The sequence below is a fragment of the Metabacillus hrfriensis genome (assembly GCF_030127205.1).
GTDB lineage: Bacteria > Bacillota > Bacilli > Bacillales > Bacillaceae > Bacillus_P > Bacillus_P dongyingensis.
In genome coordinates, this window is sequence record NZ_CP126116.1 from 3,214,599 (window position 1) to 3,236,967 (window position 22,369).

The following is a 22,369-nucleotide window of genomic DNA, read 5'->3' on the forward strand; positions in this document are numbered from 1 at the left end:
GTTTTTCTTTTCCTTCCTAAAAAATATGAGTTAAGGAGGTCTTTATATGATTCAACAAACAGTTGAACTGAACAGTATAGGGGGGTTATATGGACGTTCTGTTACAGAATTGATTCAGACCGCCTCTCGTTATAGTTCTGATATTTTTCTAACTTATAATGGACGCAAGGTTAATTTGAAGTCCATATTGGGTGTTTTATCACTTGGAATACAAAACAAGGCAGAAATAAAATTAGAAGCTTCCGGACGGGATGAAGAAGAAGCTCTCCAACAAGTAATTAAAACTTTAACATCATTAGATTGAGTTAAGAAAGACATACACCCCTAACATGCTAATGAGCCTTTGCTCCCGTTGAGCAAAGGCTTTTTTTGATGAGTTTCCTCTATTTTACATTGTTATTTTTATTGCTTCTACTCAAGATCTTCAGTCTGATCTTTCCTGTTAACTTTTATTATGCAAATTTACGAATAGCCATAACCTGGCATAAACGAAAATCCCAATTTTACTCCTCCTTATTTATTGAACAAAGGAATAAACATTTTTTCCTTTGTACTTAGTTTTTAGAAATTATTTTTATTAAATAAATCATAAATCTGAGCCTATGTGGCCCAACGGTTTAAAAACATTAAAAAAGACCGAAAATCTCGGTCTATTTGTGCTATATATTCAGATCTCTTTTGTTATAAAAAACATAGGTAATAATCGAAAGGGCCGCAATTAACCCTATAGACAACATGATAAAGCTTGCTTCGAAACCGCCGCCATACATGACATTTTTCGCTTCAAAATATTTGAATGGTGTAAAGTATATTAAGACTTCAATGTTCTCATTCAAATCAATAACGATTGATAACATATAAGCAAGTAATAGGATTCCAGCAGCTGCTGATGCAGCCGATTTTGGATTCTTTTTGACAGCAGCAAGCGAGCTGCCTATTACCATAAACAAGACCTGCAAAATGAACATTGCCGCCATTAAGATGGCAATTTCACCATTAACCGCCTCATCCCCTCTGTATTTCCCAATAAGAATAACGGACGAAGCGAATGTTGCGAGATTAAAGATCACGACATTGGTGAATGCTGCCAATAATTTTGCGGTAATAATGGTACTTCTTGATACTGGCTTTACGAATAAAAACTCTGACGTTTTGTCCCGCTCTTCTTTGGCAATAATCGTTGCTCCAAGCATCGCCGCATGGATAGTTGCCATTAATAACAAATAGAGAAAGAGCATACCATAGTAGCCGCTGGCCTTCGATAAATCCAAAGTACTGAAACCCAATACAGCCCTCAGTGATTTTGGGATATCACCCATCAGATCATTTATCGATTGGCCAGATGATGAATAGGCAGAATACTTAGCCATTCCAGATGCCACCACAAGAAAGACACCGATGCTCCAAAAGATAAGCGCTTTTCGATGAGACTTCAATTCTTTTAAATATATATTCATGACCCCACCCCTCCGTATAGCTCTCCATATGCATAGCCAAAATTCTTATACAGCATGGATATCCTTCTTTGTATAGACGACATAACTAGCTGCAATGGCAAGAATAATAATCACTGCACCTACAATCAAAAATGATGCTTCATAGCCGGAATGTTTAATGATATAGGCGGTGTCAAAATATTTAAATGGTGAAAAATAACGTTTCACTTCATCGTCTTTCGTATCACTGAACACTCCCAGAAAATAGAAAGCAAAGACGGTAGCAAGCGAGACGGGCAGCACGGATTTGATCTTATGGACCATAACGGAAATGATAATTCCTATAGCCAGGAAAATCAGTTGAATGAAAAAAATCGTAAGGGAAAGTAAAAAGAAAGTTTTCAAGCTAAAATCATCGGTCTTGACTTGTATTGCCACAAAGCTCGCTGCAGCGAAATAAACGATATTCGTTATGACTAGCGAAACCGATGCTGCCAATAACTTGGATGTCAAAATTTCAGTCCGGGTAACTGGCTTCGTGAGCAAAAAGTCTGCGGTTTTTTCACGGACTTCTTTGCTGACAATGGAAGTACCGAGATTCATTGCCTGGATTGCTGCGCAAAGAGTAATAAACGATAATGGGAAGCTATAGAAGCCTAGAATAGTAAAGAAATTCCCTTGATTAAACCCAAGTGCATTTCTTATCGCCTCCGGATAACTTTCCAAAATTTTCATAAAACCTTCTGCATCCTCTTTAAAGGAAGAATACATCGACATAAAAATAACGATGATCACAATTAACGATAGCGACCATATGATCGTAGACTTCCGATACGCCTTCAATTCATGAAAAAATATATTCATAGCGTCCTAGACCTCCTTTTCATAGTAGTGCATAAAAATCTCCTCAAGGTCCGGCTCTTCTATCCAGAGGTTCGTGATTTCAATGTCGGCTATTTTTTTCATGACCGTATTGATATTTCCCTTAAATATAAAGCTGGCAACATTATTTTTCACCTCTAAATTGTTGACACCCGTTAAATTAAAATAAGTTGGTTCAAGCTTTAACTTTGCTTCAATTTTGAATTTTTTATAGGTGTTTTCTTGTAATGTACTAATTTTTTCAACTGTAACGATTTTTCCCTCTTTAATAATGGCAACACGATTACATAAACGCTGTACCTCATTTAAAATGTGAGATGAAAAAAGTATTGTGGCACCTTTTTTATTCTCTTCCTCAAGCAATTCAAAGAAATTTTGCTGCATCAGAGGATCAAGTCCACTCGTAGGTTCATCGAGAATGATCAGCTTAGGCTCATGAAGCAGCCCTTGAACAATACCGACCTTCTTTTTGTTTCCTAAAGAGAGGTCATCTATTTTTTTATTGAGATCCAAATCCATGATTTCAGCCAATTCTTTTATTCTTTTACTGCAATCTTTTTTATAAAAGCTGGCTGAATATTTTAATAAATCCTTTACTTTCATATTTTCATAATAAAAAACTTCTGAAGGTAAATAGCCTATTTCCTTTTTAATTTCAGGACCTGATTGAACACAATCCTTTCCAAAAATAGTTGCACTGCCGCTTGTGGGATAGATGAGAGATAACAGCGTACGGATCGTTGTCGACTTCCCAGCGCCATTAGGCCCAATAAACCCGAAAATCTCACCCTGTTCAACATTAAAACTAATATCAGATATCCCTCTTGCCTTGCCGTAAGTTTTGGTTAGATTTTTTATTTCTATAACGTTCATTTATCTTACCTCCCTTTTCTCTCCTCAATCAGTTATGCGGAATGGCCAATTTTGTAATAGGATTGATCACCCCCTTATTCGTATAAAGAATTTCTTAATATTTTCAGGTACTCTTCCATTTCTGCCATTGTCTCTTCGATATCGAGTTGCTCCAGAGATAGGGCCAATGCTTTTTCTTGATATTGATAGGCGAACCCTTCCAATGTCCAATTTATAATGTTAATCGCTTTTTTGATCTCAATCCCTTTTTTAAATTTGGAAAGATCAATATCGGAAAATAATTTATTGAAGGAACTTTCGAACAACTCTTTCCCCCTGCGGTTTATATCAATTTTCACTGCAGGAGAGGAGTCTTTATAAATTGACTTGGCGAAACTCAACATTTCCGGGTAAATTTGATATATCTCAATTTTCAGCAATGCGATTTGCCGATAGCGGGCAAAAATGTCTTTTTCATCCCAATTTATTTTTTCCATAATTTTTTCCATTAGAATATCGACCATATGATCATACAAGAATAAATATAATTGCTTTTTATTTTGGAAATAGTGGAATAACAAACCCTTTGATATTCCCGCTTCCTTGACGATTTCATTTGTCGATGCCTTATCATAACCGTTCTGGGCAAATTCCTTCATTGCCGAATTTATGATGCGGTCCTGTTTTTCCTTATCCAGATTCAAAAATTTCGAAAACATCTTGGCAGCCCTCTTTCTACATTAGCTAATGCGAGGTTGTTGACCATACCGGTCAACACCATTGTAATCCCGTTGACCTCTCTGGTCAATGGTGTTCAAGCTATATTTTTTACAAAAAAATGAAATTGTTGCTTAGAAACATTGTAGGTGTTTCCGGAATATTCACTTCCTCTTTATGGGGGCGTTATAAAAGCCTATCCAAAACATATTATGGCCGTTCCTCGAGCAATAACTTTCATTCCCTTCCTGCACCTTTGAATAAAGTTTGATTAAATTAACGATCTAATTCTTTATACAAGAGCAAAAAGAAAAAAGCTTATTTTGAAAAAGATTAATCAAAACAAGCTCATCAGGTTCCTTCACGTTGTCACATCCGTAAAAATAAGAGAGCAAGATTTCAAAATGAATTTTTCATCAAAATTTGTCATAATAAGAATGAAGAAAGGAGGCAATTCATGCTTCGACTGTATGGAGCCCTAATCGGGCTTAGTTTAATTTGGGGTTTATCGTTTGTTTTTATGAAATGGCTGCTTCCGCCAGCTGGTGTATGGGGAATTGTGTTTCTCCGCTGTATAGCAGGTGCAATCATCCTGCTGCCGGTTTTAGTGTGGAGACGCAGAGAAATCAAAGGGAGGCTGCCTTGGAAAGCACTAATTGTTGTTGGTATATTTAACTGTGGTTTGGCATGGGGCTTGATACCTTTAAGCGAAACTGTGATAGACAGTACGACCGCTTCGATTCTGAACGCGACTACGCCGATTTGGACAGGTCTTATTGGATTTATTCTTTTTTCTTATCGACTTACCAGCCGTCAGTGGATTGGCATATTAATTGGTTTCTTCGGAATACTTATGCTGATGGATTTCCAATTCGGCCAGCTTTTCGGAAAGAATTTTATTGGAATTGGGACAATGCTTGCTGCCGCCATCTGCTACGGACTTGCCGGCCAGTTAACAAAGCGTTTTTTGTCGGAGATAGGGGTGCTGGTTATAACAACTTCCACCTTACTTACTGGTGCTCTTGTCGGTTTAATCGGGATGCTGCTTACTGAGCCGTTCAAACTTGATTTGCTCCTTGATCCTCTTCCGTTTTTTGCGGTAATCGGTCTTGGCTGTTTCGGTTCAGGGCTAGGACAACTGATCTATTTCTATATCAATAAAAACGGCAGTCCTGAGTTAGCAGCAACTGTCACTTACCTGATTCCTGGTTCGGCTATAATCTGGGGTTATTTCCTGCTGGAAGAAACGATTACTCCAAATATAATTGTCGGACTGCTAATTATTTTTGCAGGCGTTTATCTTTCATCGAATAAGTCAAAATATAAAAGTGCGAATTCTCCTGTTGTTCATCAACAAGATTAACATTAGTTTTTATAGTAAGGATCTTTGGGTTTATCTCAAAGATTTTTTCACATTATTACGTGTATCGCAGAGAAAAAAATATCCAAGCCATCAAACATTCCCCGATTGTCTTCATTATTTTACAATTAGTTACTGCGGTGCTTGTTAGCAAAGCACCTTTTCATTCAATAAGAAGAAATGAATTTTTTTGAAGCTGTTATGACAACAAAATCTGACCAAAACAAAAAGAGCATTGAATTTTAATGCTCTACCGTTTATTTATGTGGAAGTCCCTTTTCTTAAAATGTCCTTTTAAAATTTTTCGGTATAGTTGGTCTAAACATTGACAAGCAGCCTTACAATTCTAGATATTTTTAATTTCTTTGCAGGGAGCACCCACTCATCAATTCGATCTTTACCAATTCAGGTTCAAAATCACAGTATACTACACCCAATCTCATCTTTTCTTTTAAGTCCATTATTTATCCTTTATTCACATTTCTTTTATTTTGATTAGAGCGAAATTAGCTTACCTTAAGGGACTTTTTAATTTTTGACTGCTGGGTAGATTTTGAAGAAGAATCTTTATTCAAAGCCAATAAAACAATCATTCCAATGATACAAGCAGTACCAAACCATTGGAAAATTCCAAAGGATTCTCTTAGCCAAAAGACTGTTGTTAGAACAGCCGCCAGTGGTTCTATGCTACCTAAAAAGCTCGATTCTTTTGGCGACAGACTTTGTAAACTTTCGATATAAAACCAAAAAGCAATCATAGTACCAAATACGATAACGAAAATTAAGTATAAATAAGCCTCTAATGTTAAGCTTTTATAGTCCAATTGCCAAGGTGAGTGAATCAAACTCATGGCAAAACCGCCAATAATCATAGCCCAGCCAACAATAACAAGGGAATCGTATTGCTTCAGTAAAGGAACAGCATATAACGTATAAAAGGCTAACGCTATTCCAGATAAAATGCCCCAAACTATTGCAAGTGCCGACACAGATAATTGAGAGATTGAGCCGTTGGTTAATAAGAAAAAGCATCCAGCCAAAGCAAGCGAAACTGTTATTAAATCCTTTCTTGTTAGAACGGATTGTTTGCGTAAAATTAAATAAATAATAATCATGACAGGCGCTAAGTATTGCAATAGCGTTGCGACAGCAGCATTCCCGTGTTTAATGGATGCCATATACGTGTATTGAACGGCAAGCATACCCAATAATCCAAAGATAATCAGCGGAACAGCAGTCCTTTTACTTTTCCATACACCAAGTATCTGAGAAGGGTCTTTGCCAAAAAATTGAATGGTCAAGAGTAAAGGGCCTGCTATAAGTAATCGTATAGTTACAAGCCAATTTACATTGATTGCGTATTGATGAAAAAGCTTTTGTGCAACGGTGCCCCCAATACCCCAAAAAATCGCACCCGTAATAACGAGAAATAATCCTTTTCTTCTATTCATATTTAGCTCTCCACCTTTAAATACAAAAATAGTGTTATAATATTGTCATAATAAGTGAAAAATCAGTTAAATAATACCTAAATTGAATGTGAAAATATAAATATATTGAGGCGGTAATATGCAAATAAAAGATTTTAAGATTGACCAAAGTTTAAAAGAATTAACAGAACATCGTACCGTTGTGTTACCGATTGCATGTTACGAAACAACGATTAACCAAAATATTAATGGATTTATACCACTTCATTGGCATGATGAAATTCAATTTGTTCTAATTATAAAAGGAGAAGCCATATTTCAAATAAATGAAGAAAAAGCAGAGGTTCGTGAAGGTGAGGGGATATTTATAAATAGTGGCTGTCTGCACATGGCGGAAGAAAAAAATCTTTCCGGGTGTGTTTATATTTGTTTAAACGTTTCTCCGCATTTTGTTTTATCACAAGAACTCTATACTACTTATGTAAATCCCTATATTCAAGCGACTAATTTATCTTACTTACACTTAAATACAAAGGAACTTTGGGAGAAAAACATTTTAGATGCCATTATAAAAATCAATCAATTGATTCAACAAAAGCCACCATACTACGAAATTGACATCACCGTACAGCTAACGTTCATTTGGCAAAACTTAATCGTTAATGGCTTCAAATTAGAGTACGAACAGACAGAAATGTTAAAGAATCATCGAATGAAGCAAATGTTAAATTGGATACATCTACATTATGCTGAGAAAATCATGTTAGATGATATTGCAAAAGCCGGACAATTGAGCCGATCGGAATGCTGTCGATATTTCAAGCGAATGTTAAAGAAAACACCTTTGAATTACGTAACAGATTTTCGAATTCAAAAAAGCTTAGTCTTACTACTGCAACCAGATTCCAATGTCACAGATGTTGCCTATCAAGTAGGATTTAATAGTACAAGCTATTTTATTGATAAGTTCCGGAAGTCTATAAACATGACACCGTTAGCATACAAAAAGTATAAAAATGGGTAATTATCTGAATGTTATTTTGTTCATTCAATTTTTCATGTGTTAAAACACTAAAGAGAACGGCTTAATATTTAATAGGAGGGTCTTTCTTGGAACTTTTCGGTCTCTTTCTTACTTGAACTAACCAGCTTCGCGAGTTTAAGTGTAATCCTTCACAAACATTCTTCCTTAGTATTCTAATTCTTCCAGCTCTCCTCAACAATCTGGACATTTAATGGCGCAACATACTGAAATTTAACGTGAGTATAGTCGTACTGTGCATTTAAAGCGGAAGTGCTTAATCAGTAGTTTTCATTAATATGACATATATCAGATCACCTTCTAATACCTTTTATTATCGTAAATAATAATTGAAGCGAATACAGGGAGAGGAAAATATGGCAATAAGACCTCCGTTGCTGCAAAGAGGTGATACGATTGGTTTGGTGACGCCTGGCAGCCCTCTTGATACAAAAATTATAAATGACAGAGTCCAATATTTGAAAGATTTGGGCTATAATGTCGTTTTTGGGAAGCACGTTTATTCTTATGAGGGCATCACAGCTGCACCAGCTGAGCAAAGAGCCGAAGATGTCATGAATATGTTTAAAGATCCAAGTGTCAATATGATTCTATCAACAAGAGGAGGAACTGGGGTTCAGACCATCCTTCCTTACCTGGATTTTGATGTCATAAGAGAGAATCCTAAAATTATATCTGGATATAGTGACATAACCGTATTACTAAATAGTTTGTATCTATCTAGTAATTTAATAACGTTCCATAGTCTAATGCTGATTGATTTTAGAATAGAGACACCCGTTTATAATTTCAATCAATTCTTTGAAGCAACTTCTACATTGAATTCTCCCAGAATTATTCAAAACCCGCCAGATATTCTCCTGAAGAGTTTAGTGCCGGGAAATGTAACGGGTCCAATAGTGGGTGGAAATATAACTTCTTTAGTCAATACCCTTGGTACTCCATATGAAATAGATACACAAGGTAAAATCTTTTTTTTAGAAGACACACATGCACCTACTACAATGATTTTTCGGTATCTGACTCAATTAATGATGTCAGGTAAATTTCAAGATTGTCTTGGCATTATCATGGGAGAATGTACGAATTGCCTTGTATCTTATGATACAACTTATGAAGATTTAATTAATTTATTGTTAGTCCCTATAGGAAAACCACTGATCATCAATCTTGCTTCAGGGCATGGGTTTTATAAAGCTGCTATTCCAATAGGTGCTAATGTTAATCTCAATTCGACTGATACAATATTGACTGTGCTTGAACCAACCGTTACTTAGCGATATGAAGGAGTTGGTTCAGCCAGAATGATCAGCAATCTCAGTAAACCCCTCCTCAACCTTGTTCAGCACATAGAAACAATGAATTCCCAGATCCCTTTCAGAAGCGTATTAATTGGCAAATTAAAAATCCTATTGATATTGAGTGGGGAATAGACCATTTGGAGTTCCTAGCAATGCTGGATTTTTACTGGGAATTCATTCTAACGAGACATAAATGTATTGAATGATATCATCATGTATTACAACAGAGTCAATTACACTATTGTTTTTTTCTCTATACATCCAAAAATCTTTTACATTGGTTGTTATAAATAATAAGGTAAAACTCATGCTCTAAATTCATGTTTTCCTCCTTAAAATAAGGCTCTCATTATTTCTAATAATAGTAGTCCATCTTCATATATAAGCAAAGTAAAAAAGACGCTTCCTGCGGAAACGCCCAATTAATTGAAGATCGTTCTGGAACATCCACGCCGCATGGATATTCCAGAAAAACCCCCTTTAATAAACGACAACGCCAACTCTTTATTATTGTTGTACGCACCACGGCAGTATTTAGAGAATCTATTTCGATCAAGGAAAAATAGATTATTCAGCAATGCTATTTCTTCAAATGATAACCTATCCTAGTTATCTAAAAGAGAAAGTGCTTTCCTAGCTTTTTCGGATTACTGTTTGCTTACTACTTTACTAACTATTTCAGTTACAGCAGTTCTGCTCATTTTTTCCTTTCCCTCCATCAAGGCATCAAGCGTACCATGTGCGAGAGCTATCGGGATTTTACAAAAATTAAGGATAGGACCAGGTTTAATATTCTCCAAGTAAACGTCAGCAAGAGCTAGATTACGTCGTGCGTACATAAACATATCTTCTAACTCCCACCCATCGGGAAAGAAATCTACACCTCTCTCTAAATCCTCAGCGCGGTTACGAAGAATATTAACGGACTGTAAGCCGCGGCCAAAGGCTATGGCGAGAGTCTCATCTGTTTCAGTAGCATCATACCACTTCCAAATATCTGAGAGCATGACTCCAACCAAACCAGCCACGTAGAAAGTGTATTGATTCAAATCTTCTTCACTCTTAATCCGCCACTCTTTTAAAACCCAGTCAGCCATCCCTTTCGCCATAGTGGATGTTGCATTCAAAACATCCTCTACAATTGTCGGTGGACAAAGCTTGATCCAATCACCAAGACGTAAGGTAACATCCGGAAGAAGGGAGTTGTATGGAAGAAAAATATCCATTAACTCGTTGTTATTAAAAGGTTTTTGCAAGAGTTGGCTGATTGAACGCAATAGATTGCTTTTGGTTTCAGCATGGAGTTCAGGATGATCTTCAATCTCGTCAATGGCTCTCATGCATAAGTAGGCGGATGTAACCGTTTCTCTTAATCCTGGCGATAGAAGACTTATAGGAATAAAGAATGTCCGGCTTGTTGCCATTAACATGTCTCTCGCGTCGCTATGTAAATTTATTGTTTCACTCATATTTGTACTATCTCCTTTATTTTTTTAGTCTTATTAAATCCTTTCATTAATTTCAATAATTGCAAGTAGTGTTAGGATGATTAGCTGCATAAAATCCTAGTTTCTTCATAAGAAGTCTATCATGTATTTATTGACTTTTACAAAAATAATCTCTTTTTACCATTAAACAACATATTCATGCCTAACTCTTAAATGCAATTAGCCTTCCATCATTTTAAACTATTATTTGTGCTTTTTTTATACTTTCGAGAAAATCTGACCGTGCAACGGTTATTACCTGTTTTTTATATTTTCGAACTGTTTGAAATTCGTAAAAAGCAGGCTTCTTTCCTTTAACTACCTTCTCCGTCAGACCAGGCCTCTTAAAGCACCTCATTCCAATCTTTTTACTTTAGGATATGTTTTATTGTTTTTCAGTTAAAATTTATTGATAATTTAAAAAAGAACGCTTTGATTCAATCTCAAGCGTTCCTTTAGTAGTACTTTTCATTTCGAGTATTAACCTACCTATAACCTTCTGCGTTTGCAGGTTTACCCGCCTCTTGAACCTCAGGAATATACCTCCAGCAGTCCGGCTGGGAACCGTCAATGTCTTTAAATTTGTATTTTTTTGCAAGCTGTCCGCTTGAGAAAGATTGACCGCTCATGTTGATTTTGTCAGGGTCATTAGCAATTGCTGCGATTGCCCTTCCAGTAAAACGCGGAGTTTCAGAAATGACAAAATGAGGTTCTTTTTCTAATGCATCACGCCAATTTTCTTCCTTCACTCCAAACTCTTCAAGCATGATTTCTGAACGCATCCAGCCAGGTGTTACAGATACGGCTGTACATTCATATGGTGCGAGCTCATGTGACAGGGATTTAGCAATACGAATGATTGAACTTTTGGCTAAATCATAAAAGAGCGATAATCTATAATGGCTGTTGTTGTATTCTTCTGTTCCGTCCGTCATTTCTACCACTAATCCTCCTTTGTTTTTAATCAGTAAAGGAAGCGCATAGTGACTTGTGATGATATGAGTATCAACAGCAAGTCGAAGCAGTCTAAATCCTTTATCCAAAGACTGCTGCCATACTGGACTGTTCCATTCCGTTAAATACTCTCCTCCCCATATATCATTGACTAATATGTCCAATCTTCCCTGTTCCATCTCTATCCTTTTTAACAATGACTCCACTTGTTCATGAACAAGATGGTCAACTTGAACCGGAATACCTATCCCGCCTAAGTCAGTTACTAATTCAGCCGTCTCTTCGATTGTTTCCGGACGTCCATATTCCGAAATTTGGTTCCGGGTAGTGCGGCCGGTAATATAGACAGTCGCTCCGGCAGCTCCAAGTTCCATTGCAATTCCTCGTCCCGCTCCCCTTGTTCCGCCCGCAACCAGTGCTACTTTGTCTTTTAAAGGTCTCATCTGTTGAACCTCCTTTTAGGTAATACTTTAAGTATAATTAATAATCACGACATTTTTTGTCATAGATTATATAGATTTCTTCACTTTTCTTTTTACAAACCGCAGGAAAAGCTCCAGTTATCAAACTGGAGCTCCTGTTTCTGCTTATTATTAAAGGGAAAAGTTTTCACCCACACTAGCTTCAATCGCTTTTTTAAAAACTTGAACAGCAACCATCGTATCTAGATAGCCAATCCCAACGGACTTATAAAATGTAATCTCGTCATCGTACATTCGAGCTTCTTTTTCTCCACAAATGATTTCCCCAATTTCACCGTAAATAGATTGAGGGCTCCAAGATCCCTCTTTCATTGGAACTAGAAAATCTCCAGTTTCATGAAGCGCTCCTTCAATGGTATCAACAACGATTTTGCCGCTTTTTTTCAGCGTGTGAACGTCGACTTCCTGCATATGCGGCTGATACGAGCCAATCGCGTTAATATGAGTTCCTGGCTTTAGCAGGTTCCCATTAAACAGCGGGGTAGTAGATTTGGTGCTGCAAATGATGATATCAGCTTTCTCAACAGCCTTGTTTGCATCACTATTAAAAACAATGTTTCCATTCCAATTGGGATAAAGTGCACGAAGTTTTTCACCTAATTGTTCTGCTTTTTCTATCGTGCGGTTATAAAGGATGATCTCGTCCAGATTTCTGACAGCCATAATAGCTTGAATTTGTCCCAGCGATTGAGCACCGCAGCCCAGAACAGCACAAATCCTGGATTTTTCGCGTGCTAAATATTTTGTGGCAACTCCGCTTGATGCTCCGGTCCTGAGTATGGTCAAGTAACTGGCATCCATCATCGCTACGTGTTCTCCTGTAATCGCATCTGTTAATAAAATAATGCTTTGGAGCACTTTTTTCCCTTGTTTAGCATTATTAGGAAAAATGCTTACAATCTTAACGGCAGTGTAGTCCTCTGATTCAATGTACGAAGGCATATATAGCGTTTCTGCTGACATCTTCTTATGAGGGATAGACATCCTGATTGGAGCAATTGTTTTACCTTCCCGTCCATAACGGAATGCTTTTTCTACATCATCTATACAATCTGCCATGGAGTACAACTCTGTGATCTTCTGTTCATTTAATAACAGCATTTTTTCACTCCTTGGTCTATTAGGTCGTAATTTTTTACATGGCCTTGCTTTGGGGTTTCCCATCCGTATCGATTGGTCTAGTTTCACGAGTAAAAGAAACCGCAATTAATGAGATGATTGCCGCAGCGATGATATACAAAGCAACGGGAACAAATGAATTATTATATGCACTCAGCAATGCCGTTGCAATAAGTGGAGCTGTACCGCCGGCAATTGCAGCCCCCAGCTGATACCCAACTGTTACACCTGTATAGCGGACACTTGTTGAAAAAATTTCTGAAAACATCGTTCCCAATACTGCAGTAATAGGTGCCCAAATAATACCTAGTCCAATGATTGTTGCCACTGTTAACCATAGGACAGAATCTAATGATAGTAAGTAAAAGTACGGAAAGGCGAATAGGATCATGGCTACGGTTCCACCTATATACAGCGGCTTACGGCCAACCTTATCTGATAATTTACCCATAAACGGAATCATGATTGTTGTGACCAGAGTTGCGATTGTAACGGCATTCAATGTAGAACTTCTTTCAAACCCAAGAGTACCGGTAGCATATGAAATAATAAATGTTCCAAAAATATAGAATGGTGCTGTTTCAACTACTTTGGCCCCTACTGCAATAAGAACTTCTTTCCAATGATATTTGAACGTGTCAATAAGAGGCACTTTAGAAATATTGCCTGATTCTTTTGCTTCCTTGAATGCTGGAGTTTCGTCTATGCCGCCTCGAATCCATAATCCTATAAATACTAACAGTGCGCTTAAAATAAACGGCACCCGCCACCCCCAGGCTTCAAACTGTGCATTAGGCAATAGAGTCATGAAAGATATCGATAATGTTCCAAGCAGCAAGCCGATCGTGACACCCATTTGTGGAATACTGCCGAAAAATCCCCGTTTTTCAGGAGGTGCATACTCTGTCGCTAATAATAGTGCTCCCCCCCACTCACCGCCAATACCAAGACCTTGAATTAAGCGCAAAGCGATTAGGAGAATCGGAGCCCATATGCCGATCGCTTCATATGTAGGCAGCAAGCCAATTAATACAGTGGCTCCTCCCATTAATGATAGTGTCATGACAAGCGTCTTTTTCCGGCCAATTTTATCCCCAATGTGACTGAAAATTACTCCGCCTAACGGTCGAATGAAAAAGGGAAGAGCGAAGGATGTGTACGCAAGCATTAATCCGACAACCGGATCGCCTGATGGGAAATATAACTTGCTGAAAATAAGTGCAGCAATTGTTCCGTATAAAAAATAATCATACCACTCAATAGAACTTCCTATTAAACTGGCTATCAAGGCTTTTGTTGCTATTTTTTTATCCCCTTTGTTTTGAGCCATTTTTGACACCTCTCCGTTTTATATTTTATCCCCTTTAAAATAATTCTTTTACTCTTGATTCTACGACATCTATCATTTGGTTTAATGCTAATCTGGCAAGTTCTGGCTGTTTATTTTTTACGTAAAAATAGATGTCTTCATGAAAGTGATAGGTTTCTTCAAAAATGGAATTAGAATTTTCATTTTTTCTCCAAAATTCATTAAACGATTCGTATACAGTGGCAATCATCTTAAATAAGACAGGATTGTGTGAAGCTTCATAAAGAGTTTGGTGAAAATCTAAATCTGCCTGAACAGAATCTTCGCTTAAAATTTTTACACTTTCATAAATTTTAAGATTCGTTTCCATTCTGACCAGCTGTTCCTCTGTTGCTCTGCTCGCAGCAAGTTCTATTGCTTGCCCTTCAAGCCCCCTTCTTACTTCACATAACTGAAGCAAAAAGGTCAGCTCACTTTCAATAAATATACGGGTTTGAAGCTGATGAGCATTTGCATCCTTTACAAGGATCCCTTTTCCATTCACAATTTCAACGAAATGTTGAGCCTCAAGTTGTCGAAGTGCCTCTCTAATGCTCGTCCGGCTGACGCCAAACTTCACTGCGAGATCGGCCATGGAGGGCAGTTTATCGCCCTTTTGAAATTTATTGCTTCGAATCAGCCTTTTAATTTCTTCTGCTGCTAATTCATGTACCAATTGTTTTTTAACTAGAGGCATCTTCCTCCTCCCCTTCATATGCTATCTACCTATCATATAGGTCATTATATAATGAGTTATTTAAATTTTGCAAATTTTATTTTTATTAATATTTTAGATTAACTATACAAAAATAGCGTAAGCCATATAAAATCAATCAGAATAAAAAGAAATGACCCCAGTGCAATAACGGAGTCATTTATTAACTGCTTAAGTTTTTATGACGAGACAGCTGCTTCGCCAATTCGATTTCAAGAACGGCATCTCAGCAGCCTAAATCTAAAATGTGCTTTCCGCTTACCTCTCCTTAAAAAATCCCCTTCAGCGTAAGCAGCCGAACCTTTGTATTTCATGTTAAGTTTTCTCCGTTCTGTGTCAGCAGTTCCAGCAGGTTTTCAGGAACTAATCGCAGGTTTCCATCCTGAAACTCACTTAAAGATTTCCAATAAAGCTTTAAAATTGTGCCATTATCTTCTATTCCTTCAAATGATTCCAGCTCATAATAGGATGGGTCAGTAATTTCGGCATGACAGACCTGAACGATTTCATGCCCCTGACTGCCGTTATAAATAAAGATATTCTCAATTCTCGCTAATAACAGGTGGTTAACCCTGTTAACCTAGTTAAACAAAGTATCTTTACCACGCTATTCTTTTAAGGCACTTCCTGAGACATTGACTCTCTTTGATACAAAGAAATATACGAATACATAAACAAATAAACTTCCAATTACAAGATTTAATAAGTTAGCAGTAGAAGTATGCCTGAACATTGCGAAATATAGAATAAAAAATTGTGCATATAGTATGACCAAGACAAACTTTAAGAAAGAATCTTTTATCTGAGATTTTGAAATAGGATAAAGTAATACACTTTGTTTCATTTCATTTTGTAAAGGAATTACTTGAAATCCAGTCATAAATAAAATGAGGAGATTAAAGATCCAACCACTTGCTGGCATCGCATAATTAACAAATATGCCAATTACAGTTAGTCTTAAATAAAGATAAAAGTAATCATTATATCTTACAAACAAGTGTGAGTATAAATATACGAATGTACTACTTTGACTATATGGGATACACCTTTTCAGAATCATAGTAAGTAAACGTCTTTTCCGAAAAGAACGTTTAAGATTAGGGACATCCATGAAAATATTAATAAATTTAAAGTTACTTAATAATGCACTTTCTTCTTCAACTATTAGCCACTGCCAATTCAGATTTCTTTTTTTTCCTATAAAATAAATTAAATAGACGAAATTTATACTCATTAAAACAAGCTCAAAAATCCAGTCATTATTAAACAAAAAGTAACACATTAAATATATTGAAAAAAACCTATTTAGCCTATGTAACACAAATTGTACATGGTTCTTTAACCATTGTTCAGTCCACTTCATTAAAATGTTATAAGCAGCAATCCCCACTATAAAAAAAAGAAAGAGAAGATTTATATTAGTTGTGTGCAAAAATAGGGATAAAAAAACAGTTATGAAACTTACCAATTTAATAACATCAATAACAAAACTATATATAAGTGATTTAATAAAATACGGCTTTAATCCCCATTCTAATGGCAACAAAAAGATTATATCTGCCCTTTTAACAAAAGTACGGACTTTTGTCTGTTTTAAAATGAAGGTTATAAATAGTGATAAGATTACTTCAACAGATATTTGAGAGGGTATCCACTGAAGAAATAAATTAAAATAATAAATAAAGATACTACTAATGATCAGAAAAAAATAAACAACATTCGCACCAATTATTGAATAGTACCTGAACATTTTTCTATAAAATTCCTGAACCCTTAAACCCCATAATGTTTTTTTATCCATTAATACACCCATACTTTCATGAATCTTCTCAAAAACATACGGAAGATCACTTATTTTGCAATTGACGCTTCTCTATACCTCATTTTGAAAACAGTTTGTTCCACCATGGCTTTTTTGTTTCTTTTTCTTCTTGTGCAGCAGCAATTTCCAATCGTCTTTCTTCCAATGATCGATTCAATTGTTGGGTTAAAATTCTATCTCTCTTTTCCACAACATCATTCATTTTGGCTTCAAATGCTTTGAACATAACTTCTCGTTCCTTTTCTATTGCCTGTTCGATCATGGATTGTAATTCTTCTTTAGATACCGCAATTTGAACGCCTTTTTGTTGGTGAACGTCATTGTTCCTATATAAGAAATATTGGAAATGACGGCTCCGATTTCCTCTTCAACTTCTCTTCCCGAGCGCAGCAGAACTGCTTTCTCCAAACTCTATACCTCCGCCGATCGGCCGGTAAAAAAAATCCTCCTTGCTTTCGTCAAAACCTTAAGCAACTAAAATCCGGCTGTTTTTTTGAAAAGGACAAATAACTAATGGGCGAATGATTCCCTTCCTCATACTTACTCCTCCAAACCTAATCTTTTAACAAACAGAACACGATCCTTGTTTTCCCCGTCGTAATTTGCGGTTACATGTACACCATTTACGATCTTGTCTCCATTTTCAATTTCAAACCCCATCTTCTTGTGAAACTGGATAGAACCTGTATTTACGGGAGATGTGATACAGCGCACAGTCTGGCATCCATGCTGCATGACTAATTTGAAAAACTCATTGTAAAGCTGCTGTCCTGCCTTGTTTTTTCTAAAAAGCGGATGGACGCCGACAAAGTGGATATATGCTTCTCTTTGCTTTGTTTGAGACAGAAATCCAATTAAAAAGCCGATGATTTGTCCGTTCTTCTCCATGATTAAACTAGTATCTTGAAAATGATCAAAAAACAGCTTGGGAAGCATATATGTCATCTTTCTTCCTCCCCACCACTCATCTAGCAAAGGAGAAATGAGATAGAAATCTTTTGAGGATACATATCGGAGTTTCAAATTTATCACCTTTCTTTCCTCGCGAAAAAGGCGCCTTTATAAAAGAATCGCCATCGTTTGAACAAAAAATCGAATTCATGATTTCAACCTGAAATTATATCAGTTGTTTCTTTGAAGAAATGTTTTTTAGAAGGGATTATCACAGTAATAAAAAGAATGGCAGCAAACAAAACACTAATGGCTGAAAAAATCTGGCACACAAGCTGAAGCGTGAACCATTCTGCTGTTAATCCAAGAATCAGCGTTAAAACTATTTGAATAATCCCCTGGATCATCTCCGCAACACTTCCGAAGCGTCCCATAATCTCAACTGGCACATTGTTTTGAAAAAAAGTCGCATACCCTGTGTTGGCAAATGCCATGAAGAAACCTAAAAAGATAAATGAGAGTGTTGCCGTTAAAAAGCTGTATGAACTGTAAAAAAACAAATAACCGACTGATGTCAGCAGCATTCCTGCCCCAATATAAAAGTTGAGCTTTAGTTTATTTGCCGCTAGTGCAGCAGCTCCCGCCCCTGCAAGTGAACCAAGACCCGTTAGACTCACGATGAGTCCATAATCTTTGTCTGTGAGATTCAGATGCTGTTTTATGAATGTAGCCTCTTGAGAATCAAGGGCAAATCCGATGAGCATGGCTGTTTGAAATAATAGATAGACTGTTATAAAAAATACAGCACCCTTTCCAAATTGAATAACCGCGTTCCAATCAGCAATTAAAGTTTTAACTTTGATTGGATCTCTTGCCTGTTCAAGCTTTCCATCTACATTTGGAAGCAGAAAAATGAAAAATGCACATGCAATAAATGTGAACGCATTAATGAAAATGCACACATCCGTTCCAGCATACATGATCAGAAACCCCGCAATGGCGGGACCTGTTAAAAATGCTCCTGAACTTGTCATACTCATGATAGAGTTAAAACGTTTTCTCTTATCAGAAGGAATCAGTTTCGTTATGTATACAGAAGAGCTTGGTCCAAAAAAGGACCCAGCGATATTAATAAAAAACACAATGAGATAAATTGTCCATAATGAGGATAAAAAAGGAATACTAAACACGAACACCCCTCTAATGATATCCACCGCAATCATTAATTTCCGCTTGTTCACTCGGTCTATCACACTTCCTGACCAAGTATTTGTTACAAGAACAGCAAGAGGCCGGATCATATAGAGACCGGCGACTGCAGCCGCAGACCCTGTCAGATTCAAAACAGAGAGATTAATCGCAATTAAATAAATCCAGCTGCCCAAATAGGATATGCCGATCCCGGAAATAAGCAGAAAAGGATTTTTCCAATTCCCCATTTTATCACCTTGCTTAAAGTATTATTTCTAGTCAATGATACCATTTTGATCAGCCAAAAAGTCTATTAATTGTGAATATTAACCAAAATCTATTTGCAGAGAATATGTTCAATTCCTTCAGAGCAGTTTTTTCCAATTTTTGAAACTACCCTTTAAACTCCTCATAAAATTCACGAATAAAATTGCGGTCTCTAACCTGCAAGACCCATAGAACCCTATTGCCACTCCTCTTCAGATGTTCTGATCCTGGGCATCCATCCACCCCTCTATTTCTTTTTCTATTTTTATTTCAGCCACATGATGCCATTCGCTTTTTTTCCTTTAAGCCAGCCTGTACAATAGAAGGGAAAGGACGTGAGAGCATGGCAGTCATTTTGCCTCATATTGAAGATGCCAACTTAACGAATTATATTCCTCCGGCTGGAGAGTATGAATTTTTTGCTGATGAAGCCCATTACGAAGATAAAGTGAAAGAATGGGGCCTGAGAGCAAAAAAAGAGTACTGGTATAAAGACCGAACCCATCAGAGGCTTGTGACTATAAAAGGGTATCAAACATTTGGTGACACCTCCTCTAATCATACAATCATCATTGAATTTCAGGACGGCAATCTTTCTTGTATCCACCCTGCTTATTTAAAAGAAATGCAGTCCTCAAATTTCGGAAAAGAATTGAAACAGGAGCCTGAAGCTGAAAAAGCGGAACCTAAAGCTGAAGCTCCTGTCAAACCGGCGGAACCTGCAGTAGAGACAAAAGCTCCTGGCAAGCCTGCTAAGGAGAAAAAAGAAAAAACGGCCAAGCTTGTTCTGCCTGATGACAAAGTTCATTTTACAGGCAAAGTGAAGCAATTTGCCCTTAGCTGGAACCATTTTAATGAAGAAAATGATGAAGTGGTTGTAATTGAAGATTTGCGGATTGATGGAGATGAACCGATAGAAGTCGGACTTGCCTGGTGTTCACACAGCAAAACACTGAAAAAGTTTGAATTGTCTCCTGGAGACGACCTCGATTTTAACGGAAAAATCGTAAAGAAGAGTCTTCCTAAAGGGAAAGATGTCGAAGACGAAGCATTTCTCCTAGATGTATCAGTCCCTTATAAAATCAACAATCCCTCTAAAATTGTGAAAAAGTAGAAGCACACCGATTCCGGTGTGCTTTTTGATTTGGTTACAGCTTCTCAACCGATCTTCATCTTTTATCGACCGAATCTGATTCTGCAAAAGAAAAACCTTTTGCATCCAATGCTTCCTTAAGCTGCCTTATTACTTTCGGCCCCATGCCATGCAGCTGCTAGAGATCAATCTGTTCCAGTATAAACATCCGGCACCTTCAAGCGACCGGCGTACAGGCTTTGCTAATTTCAATGGCAGATTGCAGCCCTTGCATTTGGTAACCTCCTTCATTTAAATCCTTGCTCAGCAAATCCTATTTTCCCTTCATGCCCTTTATACACTGCGTGTTTTAAAATTTTATTACAACCCTCAGCTTAAATAATTATCACGATTTAGAAAATAATAACGTTTAGAATAAGCCGCGAGGGGTATTTATGCTACATCAGTGTACTGGCAATACATACAGCGAACTTACTATTAATAATGAGGTGAAACCCAAACAATGAAGAAGCAAAAGAAGATGAACAGAGGGATCATTACAGCTATCAGTGCAATTGCAATCGCACAAGGCCTTAAAGTATTTACTTATAAAAGGCTGTCAGGAAAATGGGATATCAAACAGGTAATGACTACAGGCGGAATGCCAAGCTCGCATTCAGCAGGCGTTGCAGCACTTTCTTCTTACGTTGCCGCTAAAAATGGAACAACATCCATTGAAACAGCGATTGCGGTTATCTTTGGAATCATCGTGATGTATGATGCCCAGGGAATCAGACGCCACACAGGCGAAATTGCCAAGCTGATAAACGATATTGACGGCGAAATGGCTGTTATTTCGGAGCAGCTTCCTGGTCTAGGACATATTAAACGAACCGAAGAATTAAAAGAAGTTCTTGGCCATCAGCCTTTAGAGGTAGTAGGCGGAGCTGTTTTAGGTGTTTTGCTTGGACTGGCAAGCGCCAAGCTTGAAGATGCTTAATTAAGAAAAAGACACCATTGACAATGATATTGGTGTCTTTTTTTGCTGAAATAAATAGTTAGAACGCATTAGCATTATTTTAAAGTGCAAAATCGATTTCAATAACGATTATAAATTCTCTTCTTCTTTTTAATAATGATGAAGACCGATTAAATAAGCATGATTATTAGAATAATCGTCAGAATGACAGGAATTAGTTTTACACTCCTAAATTATTTATTTTTATTTTACTGTGATTTCTTCTGCATAAAAATTTCATAACAAAAAAAGAGAGCCGAATCTTAGTGATCGCTCTCATCAAAAATTCAATCAAGTTCTCTTTAGCTTTCGTCCACACTTTTTATAACACCGCAAGCCTGCCTGTCACCTGCATCACCTGTTTTCATCGTTTCTTCATCTGGACCAGGTTTTCCTTCTGATTGATACCGGTCAGGAATATTTGCAGCGTTATCCGGATTTGCATGAACAATAATGGCTTTTTCCTGCTCCATTAACTGATCCATAGTTACCCTGTCAAATGCTGCTGAAAATTCTGCTTTGCCGTCTTCATTTACAAATAAAGAAGGCATATCCCCGGCATGCTCAGAGTGGGTGCTTTCATCAGGATTAAAGTGACCTTCAGCTGTTGTAAATGGACCTCCTTCTGCATCAGGCTCGCAAACACCCTTTTCATGAATGTGGAAACCGTGATATCCAGGCTCGAGCCCTTCCATTTTTGCTTCAATAATCATTTGATTGTCATGCTCAGTGAACGCAACCGTGCCGACATTTTTATTTTCCGTATTCTTTACTTCAGCAATTGCGCCAGATTTCAGCTCTTCATTAGCTGTTTTTGCAGCTTCTTCCATGTTTGTTTTTTCAGTATCCTCCATAGTCCCGTCTGAACATCCGATTGTCATCACCATTGCAAAAAATGGCAGCATCCATTTCAACCTTATTTTTGACATTCTCTCACTCCTCCTTACTATCTCTGTTCCACTTAAATGGGAAGGTAAACAATA

At 37.1% G+C, this 22,369-nt stretch carries 22 protein-coding genes; 6 read left to right on the forward strand and 16 right to left on the reverse strand.

Translation table 11 applies throughout. The features are described 5' to 3' along the window. The first annotated feature begins 46 nt into the window (after positions 1–46). Positions 47–304, forward strand: coding sequence for an HPr family phosphocarrier protein (locus QLQ22_RS15730; RefSeq protein ID WP_223435965.1), 258 nt, complete (start codon positions 47–49; stop codon positions 302–304). Positions 305–659: 355 nt separating this feature from the next. On the opposite strand, the gene QLQ22_RS15735 is transcribed toward QLQ22_RS15730, so the two are convergent. The 4 genes from QLQ22_RS15735 to QLQ22_RS15750 all read right to left on the reverse strand — a co-directional run bounded on the left by QLQ22_RS15735 (position 660) and on the right by QLQ22_RS15750 (position 3,889). After that, positions 660–1,457 (reverse strand): ABC transporter permease subunit, encoded by a 798-nt coding sequence (locus QLQ22_RS15735; protein WP_284015173.1) that lies wholly within the window; start codon positions 1,455–1,457, stop codon positions 660–662. Positions 1,458–1,502: 45 nt separating this feature from the next. After that, on the reverse strand, positions 1,503–2,300 hold the full coding sequence (locus tag QLQ22_RS15740; RefSeq protein ID WP_284015174.1) for an ABC transporter permease subunit: 798 nt from the start codon (positions 2,298–2,300) through the stop codon (positions 1,503–1,505). A gap of 6 nt (positions 2,301–2,306) precedes the next feature. Next, positions 2,307–3,191, reverse strand: a complete 885-nt coding sequence (locus QLQ22_RS15745; protein WP_284015175.1) for an ABC transporter ATP-binding protein — start codon at positions 3,189–3,191, stop codon at positions 2,307–2,309. A 74-nt stretch (positions 3,192–3,265) separates the two neighbouring features. Beyond that, entirely contained in the window at positions 3,266–3,889 is a 624-nt protein-coding gene (locus QLQ22_RS15750; RefSeq protein ID WP_223435973.1) for a TetR/AcrR family transcriptional regulator, read from the reverse strand. A 455-nt stretch (positions 3,890–4,344) separates the two neighbouring features. Here QLQ22_RS15750 and QLQ22_RS15755 point away from each other — a divergent pair, with 455 nt between their 5' ends. Then, complete coding sequence (locus QLQ22_RS15755; protein WP_252207118.1) at positions 4,345–5,250, forward strand: DMT family transporter; 906 nt, start codon at positions 4,345–4,347, stop codon at positions 5,248–5,250. A 503-nt stretch (positions 5,251–5,753) separates the two neighbouring features. Here QLQ22_RS15755 and QLQ22_RS15760 read toward each other — a convergent pair. Continuing rightward, positions 5,754–6,698, reverse strand: coding sequence for an EamA family transporter (locus QLQ22_RS15760; RefSeq protein WP_284015176.1), 945 nt, complete (start codon positions 6,696–6,698; stop codon positions 5,754–5,756). Between the two features lie 118 nt (positions 6,699–6,816). Here QLQ22_RS15760 and QLQ22_RS15765 point away from each other — a divergent pair, with 118 nt between their 5' ends. Together QLQ22_RS15765 and QLQ22_RS15770 are read left to right on the forward strand one after the other, a co-directional pair. Beyond that, positions 6,817–7,701 carry an AraC family transcriptional regulator gene (locus QLQ22_RS15765; RefSeq protein ID WP_240549796.1) on the forward strand — a complete coding sequence of 295 codons (885 nt, stop codon included), beginning with the start codon at positions 6,817–6,819 and terminating at the stop codon, positions 7,699–7,701. Positions 7,702–8,075: 374 nt separating this feature from the next. Continuing rightward, positions 8,076–8,996 (forward strand): S66 peptidase family protein, encoded by a 921-nt coding sequence (locus tag QLQ22_RS15770; protein WP_223435978.1) that lies wholly within the window; start codon positions 8,076–8,078, stop codon positions 8,994–8,996. Between the two features lie 671 nt (positions 8,997–9,667). On the opposite strand, the gene QLQ22_RS15775 is transcribed toward QLQ22_RS15770, so the two are convergent. The 10 genes from QLQ22_RS15775 to QLQ22_RS15815 all read right to left on the reverse strand — a co-directional run bounded on the left by QLQ22_RS15775 (position 9,668) and on the right by QLQ22_RS15815 (position 19,277). Continuing rightward, positions 9,668–10,489 carry a squalene/phytoene synthase family protein gene (locus QLQ22_RS15775; protein WP_223435979.1) on the reverse strand — a complete coding sequence of 274 codons (822 nt, stop codon included), beginning with the start codon at positions 10,487–10,489 and terminating at the stop codon, positions 9,668–9,670. A 503-nt stretch (positions 10,490–10,992) separates the two neighbouring features. Further along, positions 10,993–11,904 (reverse strand): SDR family oxidoreductase, encoded by a 912-nt coding sequence (locus QLQ22_RS15780; protein ID WP_284015177.1) that lies wholly within the window; start codon positions 11,902–11,904, stop codon positions 10,993–10,995. 150 nt (positions 11,905–12,054) lie between these two features. After that, positions 12,055–13,044, reverse strand: coding sequence for an ornithine cyclodeaminase family protein (locus QLQ22_RS15785; protein ID WP_284015178.1), 990 nt, complete (start codon positions 13,042–13,044; stop codon positions 12,055–12,057). A 34-nt stretch (positions 13,045–13,078) separates the two neighbouring features. Then, positions 13,079–14,392, reverse strand: coding sequence for an MFS transporter (locus QLQ22_RS15790; protein ID WP_284015179.1), 1,314 nt, complete (start codon positions 14,390–14,392; stop codon positions 13,079–13,081). A 34-nt stretch (positions 14,393–14,426) separates the two neighbouring features. Next, positions 14,427–15,107 (reverse strand): FadR/GntR family transcriptional regulator, encoded by a 681-nt coding sequence (locus tag QLQ22_RS15795; RefSeq protein WP_284015180.1) that lies wholly within the window; start codon positions 15,105–15,107, stop codon positions 14,427–14,429. A gap of 625 nt (positions 15,108–15,732) precedes the next feature. Beyond that, a complete protein-coding gene (locus QLQ22_RS25180) occupies positions 15,733–16,938 on the reverse strand; it encodes an ABC transporter permease (protein WP_423246208.1) in 1,206 nt (401 codons plus the stop codon). Positions 16,939–17,005: 67 nt separating this feature from the next. Beyond that, positions 17,006–17,209: a DUF3967 domain-containing protein gene (locus QLQ22_RS15800; RefSeq protein ID WP_284015181.1), complete on the reverse strand. Its 204-nt coding sequence runs from the start codon at positions 17,207–17,209 to the stop codon at positions 17,006–17,008. Beyond that, positions 17,206–17,355 carry a hypothetical protein gene (locus QLQ22_RS15805; RefSeq protein WP_284015182.1) on the reverse strand — a complete coding sequence of 50 codons (150 nt, stop codon included), beginning with the start codon at positions 17,353–17,355 and terminating at the stop codon, positions 17,206–17,208. Before QLQ22_RS15805 ends, QLQ22_RS15800 begins: the two co-directional genes overlap by 4 nt. A 132-nt stretch (positions 17,356–17,487) precedes the next feature. Beyond that, positions 17,488–17,970 (reverse strand): GNAT family N-acetyltransferase, encoded by a 483-nt coding sequence (locus QLQ22_RS15810; protein WP_284016863.1) that lies wholly within the window; start codon positions 17,968–17,970, stop codon positions 17,488–17,490. Between the two features lie 83 nt (positions 17,971–18,053). Beyond that, positions 18,054–19,277: an MFS transporter gene (locus QLQ22_RS15815; RefSeq protein ID WP_284015183.1), complete on the reverse strand. Its 1,224-nt coding sequence runs from the start codon at positions 19,275–19,277 to the stop codon at positions 18,054–18,056. A gap of 362 nt (positions 19,278–19,639) precedes the next feature. On the opposite strand from QLQ22_RS15815, the gene QLQ22_RS15820 reads away from it, so the two are divergent. Both QLQ22_RS15820 and QLQ22_RS15825 read left to right on the forward strand, forming a co-directional pair. Further along, positions 19,640–20,410 (forward strand): hypothetical protein, encoded by a 771-nt coding sequence (locus tag QLQ22_RS15820; RefSeq protein WP_284015184.1) that lies wholly within the window; start codon positions 19,640–19,642, stop codon positions 20,408–20,410. A gap of 481 nt (positions 20,411–20,891) precedes the next feature. Further along, positions 20,892–21,368 carry a divergent PAP2 family protein gene (locus QLQ22_RS15825; protein WP_223436001.1) on the forward strand — a complete coding sequence of 159 codons (477 nt, stop codon included), beginning with the start codon at positions 20,892–20,894 and terminating at the stop codon, positions 21,366–21,368. Positions 21,369–21,688: 320 nt separating this feature from the next. Here QLQ22_RS15825 and QLQ22_RS15830 read toward each other — a convergent pair whose 3' ends face one another. Beyond that, positions 21,689–22,315, reverse strand: a complete 627-nt coding sequence (locus QLQ22_RS15830; protein ID WP_284015185.1) for a superoxide dismutase family protein — start codon at positions 22,313–22,315, stop codon at positions 21,689–21,691. Positions 22,316–22,369: the final 54 nt, after the last annotated feature.

What these genes read in the sequence shown, in the direction of transcription:
- QLQ22_RS15765 (WP_240549796.1), top strand. Translation starts at nt 6,817, where the DNA reads ATGCAAATAAAAGATTTTAAGATTGACCAAAGTTTAAAAGAATTAACA.
- QLQ22_RS15760 (WP_284015176.1), bottom strand. Translation starts at nt 6,698, where the DNA reads ATGAATAGAAGAAAAGGATTATTTCTCGTTATTACGGGTGCGATTTTT.
- QLQ22_RS15750 (WP_223435973.1), bottom strand. Translation starts at nt 3,889, where the DNA reads ATGTTTTCGAAATTTTTGAATCTGGATAAGGAAAAACAGGACCGCATC.
- QLQ22_RS15730 (WP_223435965.1), top strand. Translation starts at nt 47, where the DNA reads ATGATTCAACAAACAGTTGAACTGAACAGTATAGGGGGGTTATATGGA.
- QLQ22_RS15735 (WP_284015173.1), bottom strand. Translation starts at nt 1,457, where the DNA reads ATGAATATATATTTAAAAGAATTGAAGTCTCATCGAAAAGCGCTTATC.
- QLQ22_RS15830 (WP_284015185.1), bottom strand. Translation starts at nt 22,315, where the DNA reads ATGTCAAAAATAAGGTTGAAATGGATGCTGCCATTTTTTGCAATGGTG.
- QLQ22_RS15825 (WP_223436001.1), top strand. Translation starts at nt 20,892, where the DNA reads ATGAAGAAGCAAAAGAAGATGAACAGAGGGATCATTACAGCTATCAGT.
- QLQ22_RS15775 (WP_223435979.1), bottom strand. Translation starts at nt 10,489, where the DNA reads ATGAGTGAAACAATAAATTTACATAGCGACGCGAGAGACATGTTAATG.
- QLQ22_RS15815 (WP_284015183.1), bottom strand. Translation starts at nt 19,277, where the DNA reads ATGGGGAATTGGAAAAATCCTTTTCTGCTTATTTCCGGGATCGGCATA.
- QLQ22_RS15780 (WP_284015177.1), bottom strand. Translation starts at nt 11,904, where the DNA reads ATGAGACCTTTAAAAGACAAAGTAGCACTGGTTGCGGGCGGAACAAGG.
- QLQ22_RS15820 (WP_284015184.1), top strand. Translation starts at nt 19,640, where the DNA reads ATGGCAGTCATTTTGCCTCATATTGAAGATGCCAACTTAACGAATTAT.
- QLQ22_RS15745 (WP_284015175.1), bottom strand. Translation starts at nt 3,191, where the DNA reads ATGAACGTTATAGAAATAAAAAATCTAACCAAAACTTACGGCAAGGCA.
- QLQ22_RS15785 (WP_284015178.1), bottom strand. Translation starts at nt 13,044, where the DNA reads ATGCTGTTATTAAATGAACAGAAGATCACAGAGTTGTACTCCATGGCA.
- QLQ22_RS15740 (WP_284015174.1), bottom strand. Translation starts at nt 2,300, where the DNA reads ATGAATATATTTTTTCATGAATTGAAGGCGTATCGGAAGTCTACGATC.
- QLQ22_RS15800 (WP_284015181.1), bottom strand. Translation starts at nt 17,209, where the DNA reads ATGATCGAACAGGCAATAGAAAAGGAACGAGAAGTTATGTTCAAAGCA.
- QLQ22_RS15790 (WP_284015179.1), bottom strand. Translation starts at nt 14,392, where the DNA reads ATGGCTCAAAACAAAGGGGATAAAAAAATAGCAACAAAAGCCTTGATA.
- QLQ22_RS15795 (WP_284015180.1), bottom strand. Translation starts at nt 15,107, where the DNA reads ATGCCTCTAGTTAAAAAACAATTGGTACATGAATTAGCAGCAGAAGAA.
- QLQ22_RS15755 (WP_252207118.1), top strand. Translation starts at nt 4,345, where the DNA reads ATGCTTCGACTGTATGGAGCCCTAATCGGGCTTAGTTTAATTTGGGGT.
- QLQ22_RS25180 (WP_423246208.1), bottom strand. Translation starts at nt 16,938, where the DNA reads ATGGGTGTATTAATGGATAAAAAAACATTATGGGGTTTAAGGGTTCAG.
- QLQ22_RS15770 (WP_223435978.1), top strand. Translation starts at nt 8,076, where the DNA reads ATGGCAATAAGACCTCCGTTGCTGCAAAGAGGTGATACGATTGGTTTG.